A 25893-nucleotide genomic window follows, 5' to 3' on the forward strand; every position below is an offset into this window, starting at 1 on the left:
CTATGAGTCGGCCGGATAAGGCGACTTACCGCCCTCCGAAATGAAGCGGTCGATCCGCGCGTCGAGCACCGGCAGCGGCACCGAGCCGAGGCTGAGCACGGTATCGTGGAAGGCACGGATGTCGAACTTCGCACCCAGCGCGCGTTCCGCCTTCACGCGGGCACGCTGGATCGCGAGCTGGCCAAGATAGTAGCTGAGCGCCTGGCCGGGCCAGCCGATATAGCGATCGACCTCGGTCTCGATCTCGTGCGCGCTCAGTGCGGTATTGTCGTGGAAGTATCGCTGAGCTCGCTCCCGGCTCCAGCCCTGCGCGTGGATGCCGGTGTCGATCACCAGCCGCGCCGCGCGCCACATCTGATAGCTGAGCATGCCGAACCGCTCGTAGGGGTCACGGTAATAGCCCATCTCGTCGCCGAGCCGCTCGGTGTAGAGTGCCCAGCCTTCTCCGTATGCCGAGATGTAGCTATTCCGCCGGAACGCGGGCAGCTCCCGGTTCTCGGCCGCGAGCGGGATCTGGAAGGCGTGGCCGGGCGCGCTCTCGTGCAGCGTCAGCGCCGGCAGCTGGAACAACGGCCGCGACGGCAGGTCATAGGTGTTGACGAGATATTGCCCCGGCCCGCCGCGCCCGGCGGTGTAATAGGGCGCGATCTCCGGCGGCACCGGGACCACCGCGAAGCGCTGGCGGGGCAGGCGGCCGAACCAGCGTGGGGCGAGTTCGTCGAAGCGTTTGGACAGCCAGGCCGCTTCCTTGAGCAGCGCGTCGGGTGTCTTCGCATAGAAGCGCGAGTCCGTGCGCAGGAACCTCAGGAACGCCGGCAGGTCGCCCTTGAAGCCCGCGTCCGCCTTGGCCCGCTCCATCTCGGCGCGGATCTTTGCCACCTCGGACAGGCCGAGCCTGTGGATCTGCGCGGGCGTCAGGTCAGTGGTCGTGTAGACGCGGATGCGGCTCTGATAATAGGCGTTGCCGTCGGGATAGCTGCTCGCGTCGAGCCGGGTGCGCAGACCGGGGAAGTAGGTCGAGCGCAGGAAGGCGAGCAGCCGCCGGTGTGCGGGGATGACCGTGGCGGCGATCACGCGATTCGCCTCTGCTTGCAAAGCTGCTCGGGTCGCGGGCGACAGCGTCGACGGCAGCTTGGCAAAGGGTTGGTAGTAGACCGTCGCCATCGGCTCGGTGGCGTCGGCGATCGCCGCGACCGGCTTGTCGCGCCCCCGCATGACGATGGCCGGGGGCACGAAGCCGCGCGCGAGGCCGGCGCGCAGGTTGGCGATCTGCTGGTCGATATAGCGGCCCTGCTCGCCCAGTTGACTCAGATAGGCGCCGTAATCCGCCTCGCCGGTCGCGAACGAGCCCCGCGCGGCATATTGCAGGTCCGACCAGAAGGCGCTGTCGCCGTTGACCGGCTTCTCCCACTCGCGAAAGCGCTGGTCGTCCAACAGCGCGGCGATCTGCTGGCGATAGACCAGCACGTTCTCGCGCGCCTGTGGCGACAACGACGCCGGGCGGATCGCGTCGAGCTGCCGCAGCACCGCCGTCCAGCGCGCGGTGCGCCGATCCTGCGCGGCGGCCGACACGTCGGGCAGGTGCGCGTCGACCTTGCGCGCGCCGTCATCTGCCAGCCCCTCCGCCACGCGCCACTGCCATTCGGCGCGCCAGATCGCGTCGAAGCGCGCGTCCTCGGCCGGCGCGGCGGCGACCAGGACCAGTGCAGCGAGCGGCAGGAGGGGGCGCATGAGGGGCAGCGTAGCGGGCCGGAGCAGGGGCGGCTAGACGATGCCGTCGGCGCTGGCCTGACGGACCTCCTCGCGACGACGGCGATGCTCGCGCCAGACGATGAACAGGCCCGAGCCGACGATCAGCGGCGCGCCGACGAGCGTGGCTGCGACCGGCAGCGTTCCATAAGCCGCCCAGCCGAGCAGCATCGCCCACAGCAGCGAGGTATAGTCCATCGGCACCACGACGGAGACGGGTCCGCGCGCGAGACTGCCGGTCATCGCCAGCTGCGCCACGCCGCCCAAAGCGCCGATCCCAGCAAGGATCGCCCAGGTCAGCGGCGGATGGAGGTCGGCATTGGCCAGGTAGAAGGGCAGCAGCACGGCGCTGGACAGGGCCGAGAACCAGAACACCGTCGTCTTCGGCGCCTCGGTGCGGCCGATCTGGCGTAGCAGGATCGTGACCAGGGCGGTGCAGAAGGCGGCGGTCAGCCCCAGCGCCGCGCCCGCGAGCGGCATGTGATCCCCCGAAGGCTGCGCCACGATCAAGACGCCCGCAAATCCGATCCCGACCGCCGCCCAGCGCCGCCAGCCGGTCGGCTCGCGCAGCACAAGTGCGCCCAGCACGGTGGCGAAGATCGGCATGGAGAAGCCGATCGTCGTCGACTCGGCTAGCGGCAGCATGAGGATGGCCGAGAAGGTTAGCGCCATTGCGACCAACCCCACCACACAGCGTAGCAGATGCGCTGGCATCCGTTCCGTCCGGAGACTCGCAAAGCCAGGGCCTGCCGCCACCACGCCGGCAACCAGCACCGCCGCGCCGAACTGCCGCGCGAAAAGGATCTCGGCGAACGCCGCGCCGCCCTGCTCGGCCAGCTTGATGAACAGGTTCATCAGCGAGAACAAGGCCGCCGCCGTGAGCCTGAGCGCGATGGCAGGAAGGAGGCGGTCTTCGTTCAAACGGCCTCCGTCATGCTGAACTTGTTTCAGCATCCATGCGGACCGCGGGCGTCACGCTCGACGCTGATGGACGCGCATGGACCCTGAAACAAGTTCAGGGTGACGAAGGAGGGAACAAGCGACTATCCGACACCCATGATCAAACGCGCACTTCCCGTCACCCGCGAACAGGATTTCGCTGCCTGGTATCAGGCCGTCATTGCCGAGGGTGACCTCGCCGAGGAATCGGGCGTACGCGGCTGCATGGTCATCCGGCCGTGGGGCTATGGCATCTGGGAGCGCATCCAGCGCCTGCTAGACGACCGCATCAAGGCGACCGGGCACGAGAATTGCTATTTCCCGCTCTTCATCCCGCTCTCCTATTTCGAGAAGGAAGCCGAGCATGTCGAGGGATTCGCGAAGGAAATGGCGGTTGTCACCCATCATCGGCTGATTGGTGACGGCAAGGGCGGGCTGGTGCCCGATCCGAGCGCCAAGCTGGAGGAGCCGCTGGTCGTGCGTCCGACCTCCGAAACCGTGATCGGCGCCGCGTTCGCGCGCTGGGTACAGTCGTGGCGGGACCTGCCGGTTCTGATCAACCAATGGGCCAATGTCGTCCGCTGGGAGATGCGCACCCGCATGTTTCTGCGCACGTCCGAATTCCTTTGGCAGGAGGGGCATACCGCGCACGCTTCCGCCGAAGAGGCGCGAGAAGAAACGCTCAAGATGCTGGAAGTGTACCGTTCCTTTGCGGAGGACTGCCTGGCGCTGCACGTCATAGCCGGCGAGAAGCCGGAGAATGAGCGGTTTCCGGGCGCGGTCGCGACCTACTCGATCGAGGCGATGATGGGCGACGGCAAGGCGCTGCAGGCGGGCACCTCGCACTTCCTGGGCACCAACTTCGCATCGGCGCAGAACATCCGCTTCCAGAATGCGGAAGGCGGCCTGGAAGTGGCCAACACGACCAGCTGGGGCGTGTCGACGCGCATGATCGGTGGCGTCATCATGGTCCATGGCGACGACGACGGCTTACGCTGCCCGCCCGCGATCGCGCCGTGGCAGGCGGTGATCGTGCCGATGCTGCGCGACCAGCCGGAGGACGCGGCGATCGTCAGCTATTGCAGGGCTTTGCAGGCAGAACTTGCCGCCGCCTTCGCACTCGGCGAGCCGATCCGCGCGCTACTCGATCTGAAGCCCGCAAAGGCCGCGACCAAGCGGTGGGGCTGGGTCAAGAAGGGCGCGCCGATTATCGTCGAGGTCGGCGGCCGCGACGTGGCGGGCGGCAACGTCTCGGTCGTGCGCCGCGACGAACTCTACCGCCCCGACGGCAAGCTCGACAGCCGTGTGCAGCCCCGTGCCGATTTCGTGGCCGGTGCAGGCGCGCTGCTGGAGGCGATCCAGGCGGCGCTGCACGCGCAGTCGGTCGAGAATGTCCGCGCCAACATCGTACCGCTCAGCGACTGGGCGGCGGTGGAGGCGAGCTTCGCCGAGGACCAGAAGAACCCCGGCTGGGTCGATGTCGCCTGGTCCAGGCCGACCGGCGCGGCGCTCGACGCGGTGGTCGAACGGCTGAAGGCGCTCAAGCTCACCATCCGCAACGCGCCGCGCGGGCAGACCGGGCAGCCGGACGCGCCGTGCATCTTCACCGGCGAGACGGCCGTGGAGCGGGTGCTGATCGGGCGCGCCTATTGATGCGCCGGCAGGCGCCCGGGGGAGACGCGCCGCGCTTCTTCCGGCGCGGGCGGCTGAGCGTCCGCGCGACGCTGCTGCTGCGCATCCTCGGCGTGCTGCTGTTGGTCGGGGTCGCGCTCGGCGGCCACTGGTTCGACCGCGCGGGGCTGCGCGACAATAGCGACGGCCATGTCTCCTTCCTCGACGTGGTGTATTTCACCACCATCACCGTGACGACGGTCGGGTATGGCGACATCGTGCCGGTGTCCGATCGGGCGCGGATGTTCGACACCTTTGTCGTCACGCCGATCCGCATCTTCGTGTTTCTGATCTTTCTGGGCTCGGCCTATAGCTTCATGCTGCGGCAAGGATTGGAGCGGTGGCGGATGAGCCATGTTCAGCGACGTTTGCAGGGCCACACGATCGTCTGCGGCTATGGCGCGACGGGAGAGGCTGCGGTCGGCGAACTGCTCGCGCGCGGCACCTCCCCCGACTGCATCGTCGTGGTCGATCGGGACCCTCAGCGGCTGCGGGTCGTCGAGGGGCTGGGGGTCGCAACGGTCGAGGGCGACGCGACCCACAATGCGGTGCTGGAGAGCGCCGGTGTCCGCAACGCCGCCGCCGCGATCGTCACCGCCGGACGCGACGACACGGCGGTGCTGGTCATGCTGACGGTCCGGCGGCTGGCGCCGGCGGTGCGGGTGAGCTGTGCCATCGCCGAGGTCGAGAACGAGATCATCGCGCGCGATGCTGGGGCGGACGTGATCGTCAACCCGATCTCCTTTGGCGGGCAGCTGCTCGCGGGCTCCACCAAGGGGCCGCATCTAGCCGACTATGTCGCCGATCTGGTAACGCGCGGCGGCCGCGCCGACCTTCACGAGCGCCCCGTCGCGCCGCACGAGGTCGGCCGCTCGCCCGCCGAGGTGACGACTGGACAGGTGCTGCGCCTGTATCGCGACGACGAATGCGTGATGCTGGACGATCCGGCGGCTGCGAAGCTGGAGCCCGGCGACGTGCTGATCGAGGTGGTCGGGGTGCGGCGCTAGGAAGGAGGAAAGCTTTCGCTCCACCAACGGGCGAAAGCCTCGCGCTCCGCCGCCGTCATCTTCAGCCCCAGCTTCGATCGCCGTTGCAGCGGGTCGTCGACCGTCCGCGCCCACTCGCGGTCGTGCATCCACCGCGCCTCGACTTCGGTCAGCCCAGCGCCGAACGCCTGACCCATGTCCGCCTCGCAGCGCACATCGGCCAGCATGGCGTGCAATGCAGAACCATAGGCGTGCGCCATCCGCGCCGATCGGGCCTGGCCAAGGAACGGCCACCGTGTCCGCACGCTCGCCAAGAACGAGTCGAACGCCTCGATGTCTCCGCCCGGGAAAGGGCGCTTGCGGGTCAGGTGTCGGGCCTCCAGCCCTAACGATGGGCCGAGCCGCCCGACCGTCTCCTCCGCCAGATGCCGCGCGGTGGTGATCTTGCCCCCGAACACGCTCAGCAACGCCGGGCCGTTCTCGTCCAGCTCCAGCACATAGTCGCGGCTGATCACCTGCGCCGCGCTCGCGCCATCGTCGTACAACGGGCGCACCCCGGACCAGGTCGCGACCACGTCGTCCGGCCCGATCTGCCGCACGAAATGCCGGTTCGCCGCGTCGCAGAGATAGGCGATCTCGCCGGCGTCGATCACCGCCTCCTCCGGCCGGTCTACGGCCACGTCGGTCGTGCCGATCTCCGTCATCCCCTGCCACGGAATGGCGAAGACGATGCGCTTGTCGGGCTGTTGCAGCATATAGGCGTGGTCGCCCGCATACAGCGGGGGCACGACGATATGGCTGCCCTTGACCAGCCGCACATGGCCCGCCGCGTTGACGCCGAGCCTGCCGAGCGCCTCGCCGACCCACGGCCCCCCCGCGTTGACCAGCGCCCGCGCCGTCACCGTCCGGCCGTCGGACAGATGCGCGCGCCACAGCCCGCTCTCGCGCCTTGCGCTCTCCAGCGTGGTGTAGGTCGCGATCTCCGCGCCGCCGGCCGCCGCGTCGATCGCGTTGGCGAGCGTCAGCCGGGCGTCGTCGACCTGCGCGTCCGAATAGACGAAACCCCGCGCACCACCCTTCAACGGGTCGGTGAACGCCGTGTCCGTGGCGCGCAGCCCCCGCGAACGTGGCAGCGTCATGCGGCCCGCGAGCAGATCGTAGAGCAGCAGCCCGGCACGAACCATCCACCAGGGGCGTACCGCATGTTCGTGCGGCAGCACGAACAGCATCGGCCGGATCAGGTGGGGTGCGGCCTTGAGCAACCGCTCCCGCTCGCGCAACGCCTCCGCCACCAGCCGGAAGTCGTACTGCTCCAGGTATCGTAGGCCGCCGTGGATCAGCCCGGTGGACGCGGACGAGGTGTGCTGCCCGAGATCGTCGCGCTCGACCAGCAGCACGGACAGCCCGTTCAGCGCCGCCTCACGCGCGATCGCGCAGCCATTAATACCGCCGCCGATGATGATGAGGTCGGTCATATCCGGCATCTAGCCAAAACTTCTTCCCCGGCGAAGGCCGGGGCCCAGCTGCCACGGTCAATGTTGGCACGGGCAGCGCTCACCGTGATCGTCTCGCAACTGGACCCCGGCCTTCGCCGGCGAAGATGATGCATCGGGGTGACGATGGGGTAGTAAGTGCCTACCTGTCCTCCGTGCCAAAGAAACCGACCCCCGGCCTCCCGAGCCGCCAGCAGATCCTCGACTTCATCGCCACGTCCGACGTGCCCGCCGGCAAGCGCGAGATCGCGCGCGCGTTCGGATTGCATGCGCAGGACAAGATCGCGCTCAAGGCCTTGCTGCACGACATGGCGGACGAGGGGCTGATCGACTCCGCCCCGGGCCGCGCCTTTCACAAGATGGGCGGCATCCCCAAGGTGACGGTGCTGAGGGTCGTCGATGTCGACGAGGGCGCCAACGTCTGGGCGGTGCCCGAGCGCTGGGAGGCCGAGACGCCGCCGCCCCGCCTCCGGGTCCGCGAGCGCAAGCGGGGCGCGCTGGGCGTCGGCGAGCGCATCCTCGCGCGCACCGAAGAGGCAGGGCAGGGGTGGATTGCGCATCCGATGAAGACGCTGGCGCCCGCGTCCGAGCAGATGCTCGGCGTGTTGCGGCGGGAAGGTGACCAGCTTTGGCTAAGCGGCGTCGAGAAGAAGGACCGCCGTGAGGTGATCGTCTCTGACGCCGGCGGCGCGCAGCCGGGCGACTTGGTGCTGGCCGAAAAGGCCGGACGCCCGCCGCGCATCACCGCGCGCGTCGTGCAGCGGCTGGGCGATCCCTTCGCGCCGCGCTCGTTCAGCCTGATCGCGATCCACAAGCTCGGCATTCCCGACGCCTTCAGCCAGGAAGCGCTGGACGAGGCGGAGCGTGTCGCGGGCCAGCCGCTCGGGGACGATCGCGAAGACCTGACCCACCTGCCGATCGTCGCGATCGACCCGGCCGACGCGCGCGATCATGACGACGCGGTGTGGGCGGAGGCCGACGACGACCCCGCCAATGAGGGCGGCTGGCGCGCGATCGTCGCGATCGCCGATGTCAGCTTCTACGTCCGCCCCGGATCCGCACTCGATCGCGGCGCGCGGGAGCGCGGGAACAGCGTCTATTTCCCCGACCGCGTCGTGCCGATGCTGCCCGAGATCCTGTCCGCGCACGTCTGTTCGCTCAAGGAAGGCGAGGACCGCGCGGCGCTTGCCTGTCACCTGCAGGTGACGAAGGCGGGCGCGCTGAAGAGCTGGCGTTTCTCGCGCGCGGTGGTGCGGCTGGTGGCGAACATCGCGTACGAGGACGCACAGGCGATCCGCGACGCTGCATCTCCCCTCCCGCTTGCGGGAGGGGACGGGGGAGGGGCTGTCGATCCGGGAACACCGCCTGTGGACATGCCCTCCCCCAGCCCCTCCCGCAAGCGGGAGGGGAGCTTAGAAGGCCCCTCCCACGAGATGGAGGGGGACTTGCTGCCGATCCTCCAACCCCTCTGGGCCTGCTGGCGCGCCCTGCTCACCGCCCGCGAAGCCCGTGGCCCGCTCGAACTCGATCTCCCCGAGCGCCGTGTCGTCCTCGACGAGAAAGGCCGCATCCTGTCGGTCGCACCCCGCGAGCGGCTCGATTCCATGCGGCTGATCGAGGACTATATGATCGCCGCCAATGTCGCCGCCGCCAAGGCGCTGGAGGCGAAGAAGGCGCCCGTCATGTACCGCATCCACGAACCGCCGGCGCGCGAGAAGCTGGTGGCGCTCAAGGACTATCTGGAGACTTTCGGTGTGCCGTTCGCGCTCGGTCAGGTGATCCGACCCGCGACCTTCAACCACCTGCTCGAGCGGGTCGGGGAGGTCGATTTCCGGCCGCAGATCATGGAGCAGGTGCTCCGCACCCAGACCCAGGCCTATTATGGCCCCGCCAATCACGGCCATTTCGGGCTGGCGCTCGGCAGCTACGGCCACTTCACCTCGCCCATCCGGCGCTATGCCGATCTGATGGTCCATCGCGCGCTGGTCAGCGCCTACGGGTTGGGCCCCGGCGGCCTGTCGGGCAACGAGGATTTCGAGGTGGTGGGCGAGAGCATCAGCCGGCTCGAACGCCGCGCGATGGAGGCTGAGCGCGATACCATCGACCGCTATGTCGCCGCGTTTCTGGCCGAGCGGGTCGGCGAGGAGGTCGATGCGCGGATCACCGGCGTCGCCAATTTCGGCTTTTTCGCGACCGTCGAGGGCGTGGGTGGCGATGGTCTCGTTGCCGTGCGCGATCTCGGCCGCGAATATTTCCGCTTCGACGAGGCGGCTCGGACGCTGACCGGCGAGGAGAGCGGCGACCAGTACAGCCTCGGCCAGCGGCTGCGGCTGCGGCTGGCTGAGGCCAACCCGATCTCGGGCGGGCTGCGCTTCGAGCTGCCGAGCGGGACCACGAAGCTGTCCGCCGGCGACCGCGGGCGCGGCGCGCCGCGCGTGTTCAAGCGGCGCGGCCGGCCTGGCAATATCCGGCACCAGGGCAAGCGGCGGTAGAGCTCACGGATCGCCGGCGAGGGGAGAAACCGCCGTCCTACAAGCCGGGAATCATGCCAGCCCGGGTTCGATCTTTCTCATGATTGAACCCGAACCCGCTCGCGGCCAGCGTTGGCCGTTCGCCCTGAGCGAAGTCGAAGGACCAATCCGGCGCCGTGGGACGGCGCGCCAGGTCTCATGATCGTTCGCGCTGAGCGAAGTCGAAGGGCACTCTCGGCTGATGTGCCTCCCAAGCACACGCGTTTGACCCTAAACCTTCCCCAAACTTCCGAGCCGAAGTGGAAGCTTTTGACCCTAAACTTTCCCTCAACTTCCAAACTAGGCCGCAAGCGCGCGACCCTCAACTTTTCCTCAACTTCCGATCAACCGGCGGTGAAGGTCAGCCCCGCCTTGGCCTTCAGCCGGTCCCGCAACGCGGCTCCCATCAGCGCGCCGGGCGTCCAGACCCCGCCATCGCCCGTCACGTCCTCGACCAGGCACAAGGCGGACTCCGCGATCATCCTGCTGGTCGAGCCATAGCCTGGATCACGGTCGCCGGTGACCACCGCGTCGAGCCGCGATCCGTCCGGCATCTCGCCGATAAACAACAGATCGTAGAAGCCGCTGTCGCGCGCCTCCTTGCTCGGCCCTTTGCCCGGCTTCGGCCCCTTGTCCGATGCGAACGGGTTGAGCTTGCTGATTGCCTCGGCCGCCGCCTTGCCGACGTCGCCAAGCCCGGCGACCATCATCTCGTCGTAGCGAAAGTCCTCGCCCCAGGGATGGCCGAGTAGAAAGTTGGTGCGGTGGACGTTCTTGGTGTTGATCGGCGCCATGATGAACGGCGCGACCCAGGCGCCGAGCGTGGCATCGTATTCCGGGATCAGCCCGGTCGGCTGGTGCGGGCCGCTGAAGCCGGGGGTGAGCGCGAACGAGCTGGCGAGCAGCTTGAGTAGGCTCGGCTCCCGCGCTGCGGCGGCCAGCGTCGCCTTGAGGCTGGCGGCGGTACCGCCGGAAAAGCCGCCCTGCATCTTGCGCACCCGGCCCTTTATACGCGGGGCGGGCGCCCCGAACCGCTCGCGCGCCGCATCTTGCAGCGTCATCACGCCGAGGTCGAAGGGAATCGAATCGAAACCGCAGGAGAAAACGATGCGCGCGCCCGTGCGCTTCGCCTCCTCGTGGTACGCGTCAATCATCTGCCGCATCCAGGCGGGCTCGCCGCACAGGTCGACATAGGCGGTGCCCGCCGCCGCGCAGGCGCCGACCAGCCCGGAGCCATAGAGCTGATAGGGGCCAACGGTGGTCAGCACCACGGCGGTGCGCTCCGCCATCGCCCTGATCGAAGCGGGATCGTCCGCGTCCGCCACCACCAGCGGCGTGTCCGCCGTCGCGCCGATCAGGTCGCGAACTTCGGCCAGCTTCGCCGCCGACCGCCCCGCCATCGCCCAGCGGCCGCGGCCCGGATAGGCCTGGACCAGATACTCCGCGACCAGCCGCCCGGTGAACCCGGTCGCGCCGTACACGATGATGTCGAAGTCGCGCATATTCCCCTCCCGCTTGCGGGAGGGGCTAGGGGAGGGGATGTCCGCCTGCCGTCCACGCGTGGTCAGACATGCCCTCCTCCAATCGCTCCGGCAAGCGGGAGGGGAGCTTCAGGCCGCCTCGCTGAACTGCAGGCTCGCCAGCCGCGCATAGAGGCCGGAGCGCGCGATCAGCTGGGCGTGGGTGCCCTGTTCGAGGATGCGGCCCGCGTCCATCACGACGATGCGATCGGCGGCGCGGACGGTCGCGAGCCGGTGCGCGATGACCAGCGTCGTGCGGTTCGCCATCAACCGCTCCAGTGCTGCCTGCACCAGCCGCTCGCTTTCGGCGTCGAGCGCGCTGGTCGCCTCGTCGAGCAGCAGGATGGGCGCGTCGCGGAGCAGCGCGCGGGCAATGGTCAGCCGTTGCCGCTGACCACCCGACAGCCGCGCGCCGCCCTCGCCCATGAAGGTGTCCAGCCCGTCCGGCAGCGCGCGCAGGAACTCGGCCGCGTTCGCCGCCGCCGCGGCCGCCCAAAGCTCCTCGTCCGACGCGCCCCAGCGGCCATAGCGCAGGTTGTCGCGCGCGGAGGCGGCGAAGATCACCGTCTCCTGCGGCACCATCGCGATCCGCGCCCGCACCGCCGCCGGATCGGCGTCGCGGAGATCGACACCGTCGATCGTGACGCGGCCGCCCTCGGGATCGTAGAAGCGCTCGGCGAGCTGGAAGAGCGTGGTCTTGCCCGCCCCCGACGGGCCGACCACCGCCACCGTCTCGCCGGGCGCGACGCTGAGCGACAGCTGGTTGAGCGCGGAGACCTCCGGCCTGGTCGGGTAACGGAAGGTCACGTCCTCGAACGCCAGCGACCCCTTGGCTGGCTCAGGCAGCGGGACGGGATTGGCGGGCGCGGCGATCTCCGGCACCTCCGCCAACAGCTCGGCAAGGCGGTCGGCGGCGCCGGCGGCGCGCAGCAGGTCGCCATAGACTTCGGTCAGCGCGCCGAACGCGCCGCCGACGAGCAGCGCCGTGATCACGAATGCGCCCAGCGATCCGCCCGACAGCCGTCCCGCCGCGACGTCACTGACCGTGAACCACAGCAGCATGACGATCGAGCCGAACAAGAGCCCGATGACCAGCGCGGTCATCGCCGCACGGATGCCGATCCGGCGCTTGGCTGCCGCGAAGCTGCGGTCGACCGCTGCGGCGAAGCGGCCCTGCTCGCGCGTTTCCTGCCCGAACGCCTGCACCACCTTCATCGCCGACAACGTCTCGACCGCCATCGCGCCGATGTCGGCGATCCGGTCTTGGCTCGACCGCGAGTGGCTGCGCACCCGCTGGCCGAGCAGCACCATCGGCAGCACGATCAGCGGGATGCCCAGGATCAGCATGCCGGCGAGCTTCGGCGCCAGCAGGAACAGCGACACGATGCCGCCGATTCCCATGATGACGTTGCGCAGCGCGACGGAGACGGTGGTGCCGACCGCCATCTCGATCTGCGCGGTGTCGGACGTCAGCCGCGACGCGACCTCCGACGGGCGGTTCTCCTCGAACCAGCGCGGGGCGAGGCGCAGCAGATTGGCCTGCACCGCCATGCGGACATCGGCGACGGTGCGCTCGCCGAGCCAGGACACGAAGTAGAAGCGCAGCGCAGTCGCCACCGCCAGCACCGCTACCAGCGCGAACAGGCTGTAGAAGGCGCGGTCGATATGATCGGTGTTGGCGCCGTCCGCGAAGCCCTTGTCGATCACCGAGCGGAACGTCCAGGGGATCGCCAGCGTGGCGCCGGACGTGATCACCAGCGCCACCAGCGCCACCGCCAATTGGCCCGGATAGCGCGAGGCATAGCGCCAGACGATCGCCAGGCTGCCGAGTTTCCGACGGCTGTCGCGGGGTGGGGTGGAGGCGACGATATCGGGCATCAGGGCCGCGTAGCAGGCGGGCGGCGGGCCCTCAACGTCGCTCGGGGCGTTGTTCCCCGGCCGAAACTCGTTACGGCGGTAGCAAGCTGTTCGCGGCTATGGGAATCCCGATGCTTTACAATGCCTACGAAATGCAACGCTCGATGCTCGCCGGTGCTGGGGCGTGGGCGAGTTGGGGGGCGGAGATGCTGGGCAACCCCGCCAATCCCTTCGCGTACCTGGGGGGCGGCAGCGTCATGGCGTCGGCCATGGAGGTTTTCGCCCATGCTGCCGCGTCGCGTGGCAAGCCGGCGTTCGGCCTCGATCATACGACGGTGGATGGTCGCGAGATTTCGGTGAACGAAGAGATCCTCGTCGCCAAGCCATATGGGAGCCTCAAGCGTTTCCGCCGCAAGGGCGTCGAGGGCGGGCCCAAGCTGCTGATCGTTGCGCCGATGTCGGGTCATTACGCGACGCTGCTGCGTGGCACGGTGGAGCGGATGCTGCCGACCGCCGACGTCCACATCACCGATTGGGCGGATGCCAAGCTGGTGCCGCTGTCGGCCGGACGCTTCGATCTCGACGACTATATCGACTATCTCGTCGAGTTCCTAGAAGCGATGGGGCCGGAGAGCCACATGCTGGCGGTCTGCCAGCCGTCGGTGCCCTGCTACGCGGCGGTCGCGCTGATGAGCGCGGACCAGCATCCCTGCCGGCCGAAGACGCTGACCATGATGGGCGGGCCGGTCGACACGCGCGAGGCGCCGACGGCGGTCAACACGCTGGCGACGCAGCGGCCGCACAGCTGGTTCGAGCAGAACGTGATCGCGACAGTGCCGATGACCTACCCCGGCGCCGGTCGGCGGGTCTATCCCGGTTTCCTGCAACTCGCCGGCTTTATGTCGATGAACCTGGGCGACCACATGGTCAGCCACTGGGAAATGTTCAAACATCTCGTCCGCGGCGACGAAGACAGCGCCGACCTGACCAAGGACTTCTACGAGGAATATCGCTCGGTCTGCGATATGACGGCCGAGTTCTACCTGCAGACGGTGGACCTGGTGTTCCAGACCCACGCACTGCCGAACGGCACCATGACGCATCGCGGTCGACCGGTGGATCCGGGAGCGATCACCGACGTCGCGGTGCTGGCGATCGAAGGCGAGCGCGACGACATCTCGGGGCTCGGCCAGACCAAGGCGGCGCTGTCACTCGCGACCGCGCTGCCGGCCGAGATGAAGCGCTATTACATGGCCGAGGGCGCCGGGCATTACGGCATCTTCAACGGCTCCAAGTGGCGTGATCGGATCGCGCCGGTGGTCGAGGAGTGGATCGCAATCCACTCCTGACCGGACGTTCGCTCAGGCGACCGAATCCACCACCGCATGGCTGGAGGATTCGCTCGGCTTGATCGTGCCGCCGAACAACATCTTGAGGCGACCGGCAATCGATACGTCGGTCTCCCACAGCTCGGCGGAACTGATGTCAAAGCGGTTGAGCCGCGCGTCCGCCTTGCCGTTCGGGAACCAGGCCTCGACGCGGTTGTCCCACAGCTTGTCGAACGTGGCCTGATTGGTCTCCTGGCTGACTTCGCCGGCAAGGCAGGCGAAGAAATCATGCCCCTTGCCCACGAACTGCGCCATCGCGTCGCCGCCGGTGGCGATGCGGTTGTCGTGGCCCGAGAAGATGAACAGCGCGTTGGGCTGATCCTCGTCCAGCTTGACGTTCATCGGCTCCGAATGCTCGCCGTCGGTTAGCCCGATCATGATGAACGGACTCTCAGCGAGCTTGGCGAGGAACTTGGCGGCGACTTCCTGCGGAGCGTCCTTGTTGTCGGCCATATGCATGCGTCTCCTGTAATCGGTTCGGCAGGAGAACGATGCGGACGGGGGAGCGTTCCCCGCCCGCGATCGCCGATCACAGCACCTCAAACAGCCCGGCCGCGCCCATGCCGCCGCCGACGCACATCGTCACCACGACGTACTTCGCACCACGGCGCTTGCCTTCGATCAGGGCGTGGCCGGTGCAGCGGGCGCCGGTCATGCCATAGGGGTGACCGACCGAGATCGAGCCGCCGTTGACGTTGAGCAGCTCGTCCGGAATGCCGAGCTTGTCGCGGCAGTAGAGCACTTGCACCGCGAACGCCTCGTTCAGCTCCCACAGGCCGATGTCGTCCATCTTCAGGCCGTTGCGCTCGAGCAGCTTTGGGATGGCGAAGACGGGGCCGATGCCCATCTCGTCGGGCTCGGTGCCCGCGACCGCCATGCCGACATAGCGGCCGAGCGGGGTGAGGCCGCGGCTGACGGCGAGCTTCTCCTCCATCAGCACGCTCGCCGATGCGCCATCGGACAGCTGCGAGGCGTTGCCGGCGGTGACGGTGCCACCCTCGAGAACGGTCTTGAGGCCCTGCAGCCCCTCCAGCGTGGTGTCGGCGCGGTTGCCCTCGTCCTTGGTGAGCGTCACCTCTTTGTGGGTGACCTCCTTGGTCTCCTTGTTGACGATCGCCATCGTCGCGGTGACGGGCACGATCTCGTCGTCGAACCGACCTGCGGCCTGGGCGGCGGCGGTGCGCTGCTGGGACTGAAGTGCGTAGGCGTCGCAGACGTCGCGGCCGATGTTGTAGCGCTTGGCGACCACCTCCGCCGTCTGGAGCATCGGCATGTACACGTCCTTGTGCATCGCCAGCAGCTCGTCGTCGCGCCCGACGCGCATCTGCGGAGTCTGGACCATCGAGATGCTCTCGACGCCGCCGCCGATCGCCACGTCCATGCCGTCGACCATGACCTGCTTGGCCGCGGTGGCGATCGCCATCAGCCCGGACGCGCACTGGCGGTCGAGCGACATGCCTGAGACCGTGGTCGGCAGGCCGGCGCGGAGCAGCGCCAGGCGCGCGATGTTGCCGCCCTGCACGCCCTGCTGGAGGGCCGCGCCCATCACCACGTCCTGGACCTCGGCGCCGTCGATCCTGGCTCGCTCGACGGCGGCCTTGATCGCGTGGCTGGCGAGGGTGGGCGAGGGGAGGTTGTTGAAGGCGCCGCGATAGGCGCGGCCGATGGGGGTGCGGGCAGTGGAGACGATGACGGCGGAGCGCATGGAACTTCCCTTTCTTCGCCCAAAGAATAGGCGGGAGGATTAGTTAAGTAGTTGACATTAAACGAATATCTGGCTGATCCATTCGGCGATCATGGCGGGCTTCGGCGCGCCTTCGATCTCGACCGTGAACTCGTTGGTCTGCTGGAACTGGCCGGGCCGCTTTTCGTCGAACTCGACGAGCTTGAAGCGGCCGCGCACCTTGGAGCCCGAACGAACGGGGGTGAGGAAGCGCACTTTGTTGCCGCCATAGTTGACGCCCATCTTCACGCCCTCGAGCCGCGGCGCGTCGGCGACCTTGGACGACAGCAGCGGCATCAGCGACAGCGTCAGGAAGCCATGCGCGATGGTGCCGCCGAACGGGGTCATCGCCGCCATTTCAGGGTTCACATGAATGAACTGGTGATCGCCCGTGGCGTCGGCGAACTTGTCGATCATCTCCTGCGTCACCTCGACCCAGTCGCTGACCGTCTCGGTGCCGATACGGGTCTTCATCTCCTCGACTGTGATGGTCGTCACATGGTTCCCCTTCAGAAGGCAAAGCGGCTAAGCGCGTGCGCGTCTCTAGGCACGTCAAATCCTTCCTCGCAAGCCTCAACCAACCGGATCTTCCAACATGGCCCTTGCCAACCCGCTCTCCACCATGGCTATGCTCCACCGCGCGCCCGAACCCGATGTTCTAAAGCCGCTGTTGGACAGGGCGCAGCTTTCGCCCGAATCGCGCGAGCGGGTGCTGGGTACCGCGTCGGAGCTGCTCGCCGACCTGCGCGCCGCGCAGGGGCGGGGCTGGGTCAACCAGTTCCTGCAGGAGTATCGGCTCAACACCTCGGAAGGCGTGGCGCTGCTCAGCCTCGCCGAGGCGTTCCTGCGTGTGCCGGACCCGGAGACCGCGGACCTGCTGATCGCCGACAAGCTGGGCGAGGCGGACTGGGGCGCGCATCGCGGCAAGTCGAGCTCGCTGCTGGTCAACTCGGCGACCTGGGGGCTGGTGGTCGGCCGCGCGGTGGTCGGTGAGGGCGGCGGGGCGCTGAAGCGGCTGATCGGCCGCGCGGGCGAGCCGTTCGTGCGCCAGGCGGTGGGCGCGGCGATGAAGATGATGGGCGAGATCTTCGTCATGGGGCGCACCATCGACGAGGCGGCGCGGCGGATGGCGCGCACGGAGCACAAGGGCTTCACCGCGAGCTTCGACATGCTGGGGGAAGCGGCGCGGACGCACGAGGACGCCCAACGCTATTTTCGCAGCTACACCGATGCGGTGGACGCAGTCGGGCGGGATGCGCGGGCCGGGCACTCGATATCCGTAAAACTGTCGGCGCTGCACCCGCGTTACGAGGTCGCGCGCTGGAGCGAGTGCGTGCCGGCGCTCACCGAAATGCTGGAGGCGCTCGCCGTGCAGGCGGCGGGCAAGGGGATCGCGCTGACGGTCGATGCGGAGGAGAGCGAGCGGCTGGAGATGTCGCTCGACATTATCGGCCGTGTCGCCGGCTTGCCGAGCCTCACGGGCTGGGACGGGTTCGGGATGGCGGTGCAGGCCTATGGCAAGCGCGCGGCGCCGGTGGTCGCCTGGGCGAACGGGCTCGGGCGGCTGATGAACGTGCGGCTGGTCAAGGGTGCCTATTGGGATTCGGAGATCAAGCGGACGCAGATCGAGGGGCTGGCGGACTATCCGCTGTTTACGCGCAAGGCGGCGACAGATGTATCGTATCTGGCGGTAGCGCGCGACATGCTGGAGGCGAAGAACATCCGCCCGGCCTTCGCGTCGCACAACGCGCTGACGGTGGCGACGATCGTCGAATGGGCGGGCAATTCGCGCGACTTCGAGTTCCAGCGGCTGCACGGCATGGGCGAGGGGCTGTACGAGCGGCTGGTGCGCGAGCGCGGCTATCATGCCCGCGTCTATGCACCGGTGGGGGGGCATCGCGACCTGCTGGCGTATCTTGTGCGGCGGCTGCTGGAGAATGGGGCGAACTCCAGCTTCGTGCATCAGCTAGCTGACGCGCGGCTGACCGAGGCGGAGATCCTGGCCGATCCGGTGGCGAAGATCGCTGCAGTCGGCGGGGCGCGGCATCCGGCTATACCGCTGCCGCTGGATTTGTTCGGGGTGCGACGGAACTCGGCGGGCCTGGATTTGAGTGATCGCGCGGTGCTGGCGTGGACGGTGGCGGCTGTGAAGGCTCCCCTCCCTGCAAGGGAGCAGCCCGGGGTGGGTGGACCCACGCTAGACAATCGCCAGGAACCGACCCACCCCCAACCCCTCCCTTCTAGGGAGGGGAGTGCTGTTGGCGAGGCTGTAGCAAGAGCGCAGGCGGCGCTCACGGGCTGGTCGGCTACACCAGTCGAACACCGGGCGGCGGTGCTCGAGCGGCTCGCCGACCTGCTGGAAGCGCGTCGCGACGAGCTGATGGCGCTGTGCGTTCAGGAGGCCGGCAAGACCATCGCGGACGCGATCGGCGAGGTGCGCGAGGCGGCGGACTTCTGTCGCTACTATGCGCAACAGGCGCGCGAGGTCATGCGACCGCACGAGCTGCCGGGGCCGACGGGCGAGCGCAACGTGCTGCGCCTCGAGGGCCGGGGCGTCTGGGCGACTGTCGCGCCTTGGAACTTCCCGCTGGCGATCTTCCTCGGCCAGTGCGCCGCGGCGCTGGTCACCGGCAACACGGTGGTCGCGAAGCCCGCGCCGCAGACGCCGCGGATCGCCGCGCGGGCGGTGGAGCTGGCGTACGAGGCGGGGGTGCCGCGCGACGTGTTGATCCTCGCGCCCGGCGGGCCGGAGGTCGGCGCGGCGCTGGTCGCCGATGCGCGCGTCGCGGGGGTGGCGTTCACCGGCTCCACCACGACGGCGAAGAAGATCGCGCGTGCGCTGGTTGAGGATGACGATCGCCCGATCGTGCCGCTGATCGCCGAAACCGGCGGGGTCAACGCGATGATCGTCGACTCCACCGCGCTGCCCGAGCAGGTGGTGGCCGATGTGGTCGCCAGCGCCTTCCGCTCGGCCGGGCAGCGCTGCTCCGCGCTCAGGCTGCTGCTGTTGCAGGAGGAGATCGCCGACGGCGTTATCGCGATGCTGAAGGGCGCGATGGAGACGCTGGTGCTGGGTGATCCCGGCGATCCGGCGACCGATGTCGGGCCGGTGATCGACCGGGCGGCGTATGACCATCTGATGGGCTATCGGGAGCGGGCGAAGGGTCAGTGGCTGAAGACGCTGGAGGCGCCGGCGGCTGGGTTGTTCGTGCCGCCGACACTGATCCGGCTGGATCGAGTGGATGACCTGGATCGCGAGTGGTTCGGGCCGTTGCTGCATGTGGCGACCTGGCCGGCGGGCGAGCTGGCGGAGACGATCCGCCGCGTCAACGCCAAGGGGTTCGGTCTGACGATGGGGCTGCACAGCCGCATCGCCCGGGCCGCCGAGATCGCGGAGGCCGAAGCCGCGGTGGGCAACCTGTACATCAACCGCTCGATGATCGGCGCGGTGGTGGGCTCGCAGCCCTTCGGAGGCGAGGGGCTGTCCGGGACCGGGCCGAAGGCGGGCGGCCCGCTCTATCTCCAGCGCTTCTGCGTGGAACGGCATGTCTCGACGGATACCACGAGCGCGGGGGGGAATGCGACGTTGTTGAGCCTTGACGAAGGAGGGATTTGAGACGGAGGATCAGAGTTCGGACTGCGAAGCCAACCGCCTGACCCGGCGCATATCTCAGCCCCGGCAGGCGCGGAGTTCGAGCACGGGGCCGGCCTGGCGGGCTCGATTGACCATCACCAGAACCACACCTACGCTTCAAGTTTCCGCAAGCGGAGTTGAACCGATGGGTCATGTCACGCGCGACACCGACTGGTGCGTGATCGACATCAACACCGAGAGCGGACAGGTTCTGTTTCGACAGCGTTGGTTTTATCACTGGCTCGCCCCCGCCGGGCAGACCGCCTGGACGCAAGCCGAACGCGAGCGGTACCACCGCCGATCCGACCGGATGGTGTGGCGCATCTGGAGCAACCGCGCGACCTTCAACGTCCGAGGTCAATCGCTTTTTCGCCCGCCATTTCGAGGCACGTGCCCTGCCGGTCAATTTCGACCCGCAATGGGTTCTCGCGAAACCTCACTGGAATGTGTTCGTGACCAAGGTGCCCGATGGCTTCATGGGTCATCCCAGCCGCATCGAATGGACGCAGCGGACGATCCATCTTTGCACTGAGGACTTCGAGACCAACCGTCATGCCGGCGGCATCGTCGCGCATGAATTCGGCCATTCGGCCGGCAACACCGGGGTGCTGGGTCGCGGCGACGAGTATCGTCCCACTTCGCCCCACCACGCTGATTCGGGCAGCGTGATGAACACCGGACGGGCGTTGCGCGAACGGCATTTCCGTACCTTGGTCGAAGAGATGAATCGCATGATCCCAGATGCTGTCTTCAGTGTGAGGTCCGTCGGATGAGCAAGCCTCCGCGCGGCGTCGCTGCGGCGTCGCTGCTTCTGGCATCCTGCGGTGGCGGCATCGCACCGGCCATCGGCAACGCCAGCGCGGAGTCGGCGGCCACTGCCAGAGCTACGGCCCCGGCGCAGGTCGGCCGCTCTGGGATCGAGCGCTGGGACGCCACGCGGTGCGGCGACGACGATTATCGCAACGCGCGTATGGAACGGCATCCCGCGCTGATGGGTCGAGCGCCCGAGGCGCTGGAAGCGGCTTTCGGACCGGTCGGAACGCGTGAGAGCTTTCGGGTCGGTGGACCTGCCGGCACTTTCTATGGCGAGTTGGGCCGACGGCGATCGGGACCGCCGCGCCGGCACGACGGCGCAAGAGCGCAAGTGCTGACCTGGACACGACAAGCCTGCAACTTCAGCGTCTTCTTCGTCGAGAAGGACGGCGCGTGGCGCGCGGTCAATGCCTTTGAATGGGCGGTCGGTGCCGACTTCTGAGCTTTGCTCCGCCCTTCGCTAGGGGACGCGGGCGCGGCTCCCCTCGGCAGCGCCGCTCGAATTTGTGGTGGGCAGCGCCGCGCCGGGCCGATCTGCGTCCTCGGGTGCGTTGAACCGGGTCAGGGTCGGATAGGCGAGCGCGATGCCTTCGTCGTCGAGGCGCTTGATGATCGCCAGGCCGACCTGGTGACGGGCGTCGAAAAAGGGCTGGAACGCCGCTTCCGGGGAGTCGAACTCCACGTCGAAATCGTAGGATGACGTGTTGAATGTCATGAAGCCGGCGCGCACGAAGGTCTTGCCGCACGCCTCCACCACCTCCTTCAGCATCTCGGGCAGGCGTTCCATCTGCTCGACCGGAGTCCATTGGACGAGGCCGAGCACGAACTTGACCCGGCGATAATCGCGCCGCGTCAGGTTCTGGACTTCCTTGTCGAGGAGGTTCTTGTTGGAGATGATCCGCTCCTCGCCTGTCGCCGAGCGGATGCGAGTGGATTTGAGGCCGATCGACTCCACCGTGCCCGTGGTCTGGTCGTAGTTGATCGTGTCGCCACGCCGGAAGGGCTTGTCGAAGATGATCGCCAGTGCCGCGAACAGATCGTCGAAGATGCCTTTCGCCGCCAAGCCGATAGCGATCCCGCCGACGCCCAGGCCGGCGACCAGACCGGTGACGTTGACGCCGAGGTTGTCGAGCACCACCACCAGCGCGATCGCGAACAGCGCGAAGGTGACGAGCAGGCGGATCAGACCCATCGCGCTCGCCAGCGCCTCGCCGTGATAGGTCTCGGCCGAAGTGCGGTGCTCAATCCCGCCCAGGATCAGCTCGCGCACCCAGATCGCGACCTGGAAGGCAGCGGCGACCGTCCACAGGAAGCTAATCGTGTCCGCCACCTCCTTGGGGGGCGCGGCGAAGGCGAAGGTGTCGCCGACCAGCTTGGCGGCGAGCATGACGATGAAGAAATTGTTGGTGCGCACGGCGGCGCGGCCGATCACGACGCGCCAGTCGACCGCACCGGGGCTGCGCTCGCACAGCCGTCGCGCCCAGCGGCGACCGAGATGCAAGCCGAGCACGATCAGCGTGGCGATGCCGGTGGCGATCAGGATCTGCAGCCAGTGGCTGGTCAGCCAGGCCGCGCTGGTGGCGAGGAACGCTTCGGCCTGCTGGCTGACATCGTTGGCGCTGAAGATCGGCTTTTTCTCGGCGGCGGCTAGCGCCGCGGTGTTGGTCGTGCTCATCAATCCACTTCGGTTACGCCGCGAGGACGGCTTCCTGGGCTTCGGCCTTGGCCTCCGGGATCACGTCGCGTTCCAGAAAGGCGATCAGCCCGCGTTCCTCGCGGGAAAGCTGGCCGGCGGCGCGGGGCAGTCGCATCGCGCGCCTGAACACAGCCTGATCGCGCTTCACGAGGTCGATCAGGTCCGGATGGACGTAGGATTTGCGCGCGATCGCGGGCGTGTTGCCGAGCTTCTGGGTGACAGGCTCGAGCAATTGTTTCAGCGTCAGGTCCTTGTCGGCGGCGATCAGCGCCTCGAACGCGATCAGGCTGGCGCCCCAGGTGCGGAAGTTCTTGGCGGTGAAATCGCCGCCGGTCCCGTCCTTGATATAGGCGTTGACGTCCGACGAGGAGACCGGGTGCGGCTCGCCGGCGGCGTCGACCCAGGCGAAGAGGTGCTGTTCATCGAGATCCTCGCACGCCTTGACGAAGCGGGCGAGGCCCTTGTCGGAAACCTTCATGTCGCAGGTCTTGCCCGACTTCGCCTTGAAGTGGAGGCGCAAGGTGCTGCCCTTCACCTCGCCATGCTCGGTACGCAGCGTGGTGGCGCCGAAGCTTTCGTTCTGGTCGGCATACTCTTCGTTGCCGACGCGGATGTGGCCGATGTCGAGCAGGCGAACGACGGCGGCGACGGCGCGGTCCTTGGTCAGGTCGCGCTTGGCGAGGTCTTCGGCGACGCGCTTGCGGAGCTTGGGGAGCGCGCGGCCGAACTCGGCGGTCTTCTCGTACTTCGCGGCCTCCTGCTGCTCGCGATAGCCGAGATGGTAGCGGTATTGCTTGCGACCCTTCTCGTCCCAGCCGACCGCCTGGATGTGGCCGTGGGGCTTCACGTTGAACCAGGCGTCGCGATAGGCAGGGGGCAGGCCGATCGCGTTCAGTCGGTCGATCTCGTCACGGTCGGTGATGCGCTCGCCGGAGGGAAGGAAATAGGCCCAGCCATTGCGGACCTTCTTGCGGGTTATGCCGGGCTTGCTGTCATCGGAGTAGACGATCTTCATGCGCGGGCAATGCGCGGGTGCTTGCATCGTTCCGCCTGGGGAACGGCCGCGCGTTGAGCCAGCGTTGCGCGGGCAGCTCAAGTCCACGGTAGAGGAGGTGCGAGGCAAGCAGCACCAGCAGCAGATAGGCGGCGATGACGATCGCCGGGGCGGGGCCGGGCGGCAGGAGGAGCTTGACGGCCTTCCAGAGCAGGAAATGCGAGAGGTAGGTGGCGTAGCTGATCTCACCCAGCCAGTGAAGCGGCCAGCCGGCGAGCGCGGCCGCCCTGCTGCGGGCAAGGGCGAGGAGGAGGGCGGCAAACCCGGCCGGCACCACCAGCGTCTCGGGCGCGCCGAGCATGGCGGTCGTGAGCAGGAGGATGGCGATCGCCAGCGGCGCACGCGCGGTGCCTCGGCGCAGATAGAGTGCGGCGAGGATCGTGCCGGTGGCGAACTCGACCAGGCAGCGCAGCAGCCCGAAGCGCGTGATGTCGTGGCCCAGCGTGCCCAGCCCCATCGCCAGTGGCAGGATCGCGAGCAGCGCGGCGGCGGCGGCGACCAGCGCGAGCGTCGACCAGCGGCGCCAGTCGACACAGCGGACCAGCAGGGGAAAGAGCAGGTAGGCGGCGAGCTCGGCGCTGATCGACCAAGCCGGGTCGTTCCAGTGAAGGTCGCTGGTGGTGCCCCATTGCTGCACCAGCAGCAGGTGGAGCGGCAACTCGCCCCATGGAAAGGCGCGGTCGGGCGTGCCCCTCAGCGTCAGCGCCACCGCCAGCAAGATTGCGAAGCCGAGCATGGCGAGGTGCAGCGGCCAGATACGCGCGATGCGTTTCTGCCAGAAGCGCCAGGTCTCGCCGCCGACGCGATCGTGCCAGGCCAGCCAGATGACGAAGCCGGAGAGCAGGAAGAAGAAGTCGACCGCGAGGTAGCCCTTGGCAAGCGCCTGGCCCACCGGCTCCGGCAGGCCGGGGATCGAGAGCCGCAGGTGGTAGAGCACCACCGCCCAGGCGGCGAGACCGCGCGCGCCGGTGAGCTGACGCAGCTCGCTCATGCGGGCGCGAGTTCCGGACGCGCGCGCCGAAAACCCCTGCGCGTCGCCTCGCTCCGCTTGCGCGCGAGATAGGTGTCGAGGCCGATCTGCGCGCCGAGCAGCATGTAGATGAAAGGCTGGAAGGCGATGGCGATGAACGCGGCGCCAAGCAGATAGACGAGGTGACCGGATTGGAGGGCGGCGGCGAGGCTGCCCGCCCAGGCGTCGGCGCCGTCCCGGTGGCGGCGGCGCAGCACCTCCATCCGCCACAGCCCGGCGAGGTGCATCAGCAGCCAGAGCGCGAGCCCGGGATAGCCCTGTTCGCCCAGCATCTCGAAATAGGCGGAGTGATAGGCGCGGCCCTGGTCGACGGCGAGCTTGGGGCCGTCGCTCACCGGGTCGCGGGCCTTGAGATCGTAGGCGATCTTGTTCTGACGATAGGCGTCGAAGCCGCCGCCGAACGGATTGGCCTTGGCGAACTCCCAGGTCCACTTCCACACCGCGACGCGGGTGGCGGCGGATTCGTCGGCCTGGTAGGTCTTTATCGTGCTCATCCGCTCGGTAAATGTCGACGGCAGGAACGGCACCGCCGCGAGCGCGAGGATGCCGAGCGCGGACACATACAACAGCTTGCGCTTGACCACCCGCAGCGCCAGCACCGCCAGCAGCGCGATGCAGAGCAGGCCGGTGCGCGTCGAGGTGCCGATCGGGATCAGCAGGCACGCGAAGCCTAGCGCGAGCGCGAAGCCCGTGGACCGCCAATCCCGCGGGAAGATCGTGCCGTATCTGGCCAACCACGCGATGATCGGAATGATCGCGATCGCCACGGTCGAGATGGTCGAGCCCTCGTAGAGGCCGGCGTTGTTGTCGACCATCAGGTTGAGCTGGCCGTAGCCGCCGCCGCTCGCCAGCGTCTTGATGCCGCCGACGATGACGATGGCGGAGGCGGACAGCACCATGATGAGCAGCAGCGCCTCGATGCGCAGCTTGGTCCGCAAAGTCAGCGGCAGGAAGGCGGCAAAGGCCAGCGCCTTCCATACCCAGTCCCATTTGTACTTGGCCTCGACCGGGAAGTCGGCGCCTAGCGTGGTCAGGCCGCAATAGACGAGCAGCAGGACGATCAGGATCTGGCGGGGCGCCACGCGGGTGTCGCGCTTGTCGTCTGCCACCATCCAGGCGCCCACCGCGAGTGCCACGGCGACGAGCGAGATCTGCAGCGCGTTGAGGAGGTAATAGGTCAGCCGCTGCGGTGCGACGATGTCGATATAGACATAGACGAGCACCAGCAGGAACGGCCGGCGAAAGCCGAGGCCGAACAGCGCGAGCAGGAAGCCGAGGAACGCGAGGTCACGCACGCGGCGGCCGCTTCCGCTTGTCGGGCGCGGGGCCTTCGCGATCGAGATCGTCGCGGCGGACGAGCAGCCAGGCGGTGAGCAGGATGAGGCCGTGGCTGACGGCGAGCGCGAAATTGTCGATCACTGGCGAGCACTCCGCATGGATCGCGCATAGCGGGACGGGGTTGCGGGGGGGTTAAGCAGGCAAGCGGCGTCGCGGAACGCCATTCCCGATCGGCCGATGCCGACAGCGCGCCAACGTCCGTTTGTCGTGGAAAGCTGACATTGCGCCATGTAACTGGGCGGCATGCACGTTGCCCTACTTGCCGCCGCCGCCTCAATCGAGGTCTGGACCGCCGCGCACGATGGTAGGACGCAGCGCTTCACAGCAGGGTATAAGGCAGAACTGTCGAAGCGCGGCCGACCGGTTACCCATGTGGTCACGCGAGCATTGATACAGGGCGTCGAGGATCGTCGAGCAAATCGCGTACGAACTCAAGTTGACCTGTCGGCCGCCGATCTGAGGCCAAAGACGGTGAGGTGTGTGGTCCCGGAG

At 68.0% G+C, this 25893-nt stretch carries 20 protein-coding genes; 7 read left to right on the top strand and 13 right to left on the bottom strand.

Features of this window, described 5'->3' with window-relative positions:
- Window positions 1-1731: a DUF885 domain-containing protein gene (locus tag VFQ64_RS02270; protein ID WP_325101682.1), complete on the bottom strand. Its 1731-nt coding sequence runs from the start codon at window positions 1729-1731 to the stop codon at window positions 1-3.
- 33 nt (window positions 1732-1764) lie between these two features.
- A complete protein-coding gene (locus VFQ64_RS02275; RefSeq protein ID WP_325101683.1) occupies window positions 1765-2670 on the bottom strand; it encodes a DMT family transporter in 906 nt (301 codons plus the stop codon).
- Window positions 2671-2805: 135 nt separating this feature from the next.
- Here VFQ64_RS02275 and VFQ64_RS02280 point away from each other — a divergent pair, with 135 nt between their 5' ends.
- Window positions 2806-4341, top strand: coding sequence for an aminoacyl--tRNA ligase-related protein (locus VFQ64_RS02280; protein WP_325101684.1), 1536 nt, complete (start codon window positions 2806-2808; stop codon window positions 4339-4341).
- Entirely contained in the window at window positions 4341-5366 is a 1026-nt protein-coding gene (locus VFQ64_RS02285; protein WP_325101685.1) for a potassium channel family protein, read from the top strand. The genes VFQ64_RS02280 and VFQ64_RS02285 overlap by 1 nt, the downstream gene beginning before the upstream one ends.
- Here VFQ64_RS02285 and glpD read toward each other — a convergent pair.
- A complete protein-coding gene (gene glpD / locus VFQ64_RS02290; RefSeq protein ID WP_325101686.1) occupies window positions 5363-6820 on the bottom strand; it encodes a glycerol-3-phosphate dehydrogenase in 1458 nt (485 codons plus the stop codon). The genes VFQ64_RS02285 and glpD overlap by 4 nt on opposite strands.
- A gap of 128 nt (window positions 6821-6948) precedes the next feature.
- Between glpD and VFQ64_RS02295 the strand changes: the two genes are divergently transcribed.
- Window positions 6949-9330 carry a ribonuclease R family protein gene (locus tag VFQ64_RS02295; RefSeq protein ID WP_414712852.1) on the top strand — a complete coding sequence of 794 codons (2382 nt, stop codon included), beginning with the start codon at window positions 6949-6951 and terminating at the stop codon, window positions 9328-9330.
- A gap of 362 nt (window positions 9331-9692) precedes the next feature.
- On the opposite strand, the gene VFQ64_RS02300 is transcribed toward VFQ64_RS02295, so the two are convergent.
- Window positions 9693-10850 (bottom strand): saccharopine dehydrogenase family protein, encoded by a 1158-nt coding sequence (locus VFQ64_RS02300; protein WP_325101688.1) that lies wholly within the window; start codon window positions 10848-10850, stop codon window positions 9693-9695.
- A 108-nt stretch (window positions 10851-10958) separates the two neighbouring features.
- On the bottom strand, window positions 10959-12746 hold the full coding sequence (locus VFQ64_RS02305) for an ABC transporter transmembrane domain-containing protein (protein ID WP_325101689.1): 1788 nt from the start codon (window positions 12744-12746) through the stop codon (window positions 10959-10961).
- 110 nt (window positions 12747-12856) lie between these two features.
- On the opposite strand from VFQ64_RS02305, the gene VFQ64_RS02310 reads away from it, so the two are divergent.
- Window positions 12857-14074, top strand: a complete 1218-nt coding sequence (locus VFQ64_RS02310) for a polyhydroxyalkanoate depolymerase (RefSeq protein ID WP_325101690.1) — start codon at window positions 12857-12859, stop codon at window positions 14072-14074.
- Between the two features lie 12 nt (window positions 14075-14086).
- On the opposite strand, the gene VFQ64_RS02315 is transcribed toward VFQ64_RS02310, so the two are convergent.
- The 3 genes from VFQ64_RS02315 to VFQ64_RS02325 form a co-directional block, all read right to left on the bottom strand.
- A complete protein-coding gene (locus tag VFQ64_RS02315) occupies window positions 14087-14566 on the bottom strand; it encodes a pyridoxamine 5'-phosphate oxidase family protein (RefSeq protein WP_325101712.1) in 480 nt (159 codons plus the stop codon).
- A gap of 76 nt (window positions 14567-14642) precedes the next feature.
- Window positions 14643-15818, bottom strand: coding sequence for an acetyl-CoA C-acyltransferase (locus tag VFQ64_RS02320; protein ID WP_325101691.1), 1176 nt, complete (start codon window positions 15816-15818; stop codon window positions 14643-14645).
- A gap of 57 nt (window positions 15819-15875) precedes the next feature.
- Window positions 15876-16310 (bottom strand): MaoC family dehydratase, encoded by a 435-nt coding sequence (locus tag VFQ64_RS02325; RefSeq protein ID WP_349256030.1) that lies wholly within the window; start codon window positions 16308-16310, stop codon window positions 15876-15878.
- A 148-nt stretch (window positions 16311-16458) separates the two neighbouring features.
- Between VFQ64_RS02325 and putA the strand changes: the two genes are divergently transcribed.
- From putA to VFQ64_RS02340, 3 genes are all read left to right on the top strand, one after another.
- Window positions 16459-19452 carry a bifunctional proline dehydrogenase/L-glutamate gamma-semialdehyde dehydrogenase PutA gene (gene putA / locus VFQ64_RS02330; RefSeq protein ID WP_414712853.1) on the top strand — a complete coding sequence of 998 codons (2994 nt, stop codon included), beginning with the start codon at window positions 16459-16461 and terminating at the stop codon, window positions 19450-19452.
- A gap of 470 nt (window positions 19453-19922) precedes the next feature.
- Window positions 19923-20243 carry a hypothetical protein gene (locus VFQ64_RS02335; protein WP_325101694.1) on the top strand — a complete coding sequence of 107 codons (321 nt, stop codon included), beginning with the start codon at window positions 19923-19925 and terminating at the stop codon, window positions 20241-20243.
- Window positions 20240-20725, top strand: coding sequence for a hypothetical protein (locus VFQ64_RS02340; RefSeq protein ID WP_325101695.1), 486 nt, complete (start codon window positions 20240-20242; stop codon window positions 20723-20725). The genes VFQ64_RS02335 and VFQ64_RS02340 overlap by 4 nt, the downstream gene beginning before the upstream one ends.
- 18 nt (window positions 20726-20743) lie before the next feature.
- Here the strand turns inward: VFQ64_RS02340 and VFQ64_RS02345 are convergent, their stop codons facing one another.
- From VFQ64_RS02345 to VFQ64_RS02365, 5 genes are read right to left on the bottom strand one after another with little or no spacing between them, the layout of a single operon-like run.
- Window positions 20744-21958, bottom strand: a complete 1215-nt coding sequence (locus tag VFQ64_RS02345) for a mechanosensitive ion channel family protein (RefSeq protein ID WP_325101696.1) — start codon at window positions 21956-21958, stop codon at window positions 20744-20746.
- Window positions 21959-21971: 13 nt separating this feature from the next.
- Complete coding sequence (locus VFQ64_RS02350; RefSeq protein WP_325101697.1) at window positions 21972-22994, bottom strand: DNA topoisomerase IB; 1023 nt, start codon at window positions 22992-22994, stop codon at window positions 21972-21974.
- The gene (locus VFQ64_RS02355) at window positions 22972-24024 is read right to left on the bottom strand and encodes an acyltransferase (protein ID WP_325101698.1); all 1053 of its coding nucleotides are present in this window, start codon (window positions 24022-24024) and stop codon (window positions 22972-22974) included. Before VFQ64_RS02355 ends, VFQ64_RS02350 begins: the two co-directional genes overlap by 23 nt.
- On the bottom strand, window positions 24021-25358 hold the full coding sequence (locus tag VFQ64_RS02360) for a putative O-glycosylation ligase, exosortase A system-associated (RefSeq protein WP_325101699.1): 1338 nt from the start codon (window positions 25356-25358) through the stop codon (window positions 24021-24023). The genes VFQ64_RS02355 and VFQ64_RS02360 overlap by 4 nt, the downstream gene beginning before the upstream one ends.
- Window positions 25351-25482, bottom strand: a complete 132-nt coding sequence (locus tag VFQ64_RS02365) for a hypothetical protein (RefSeq protein ID WP_325101700.1) — start codon at window positions 25480-25482, stop codon at window positions 25351-25353. Before VFQ64_RS02365 ends, VFQ64_RS02360 begins: the two co-directional genes overlap by 8 nt.
- Window positions 25483-25893 lie beyond the last annotated feature (411 nt).

The organism is Sphingomonas sp., from assembly GCF_035714405.1.
Taxonomy (GTDB): Bacteria; Pseudomonadota; Alphaproteobacteria; order Sphingomonadales; family Sphingomonadaceae; genus Sphingomonas.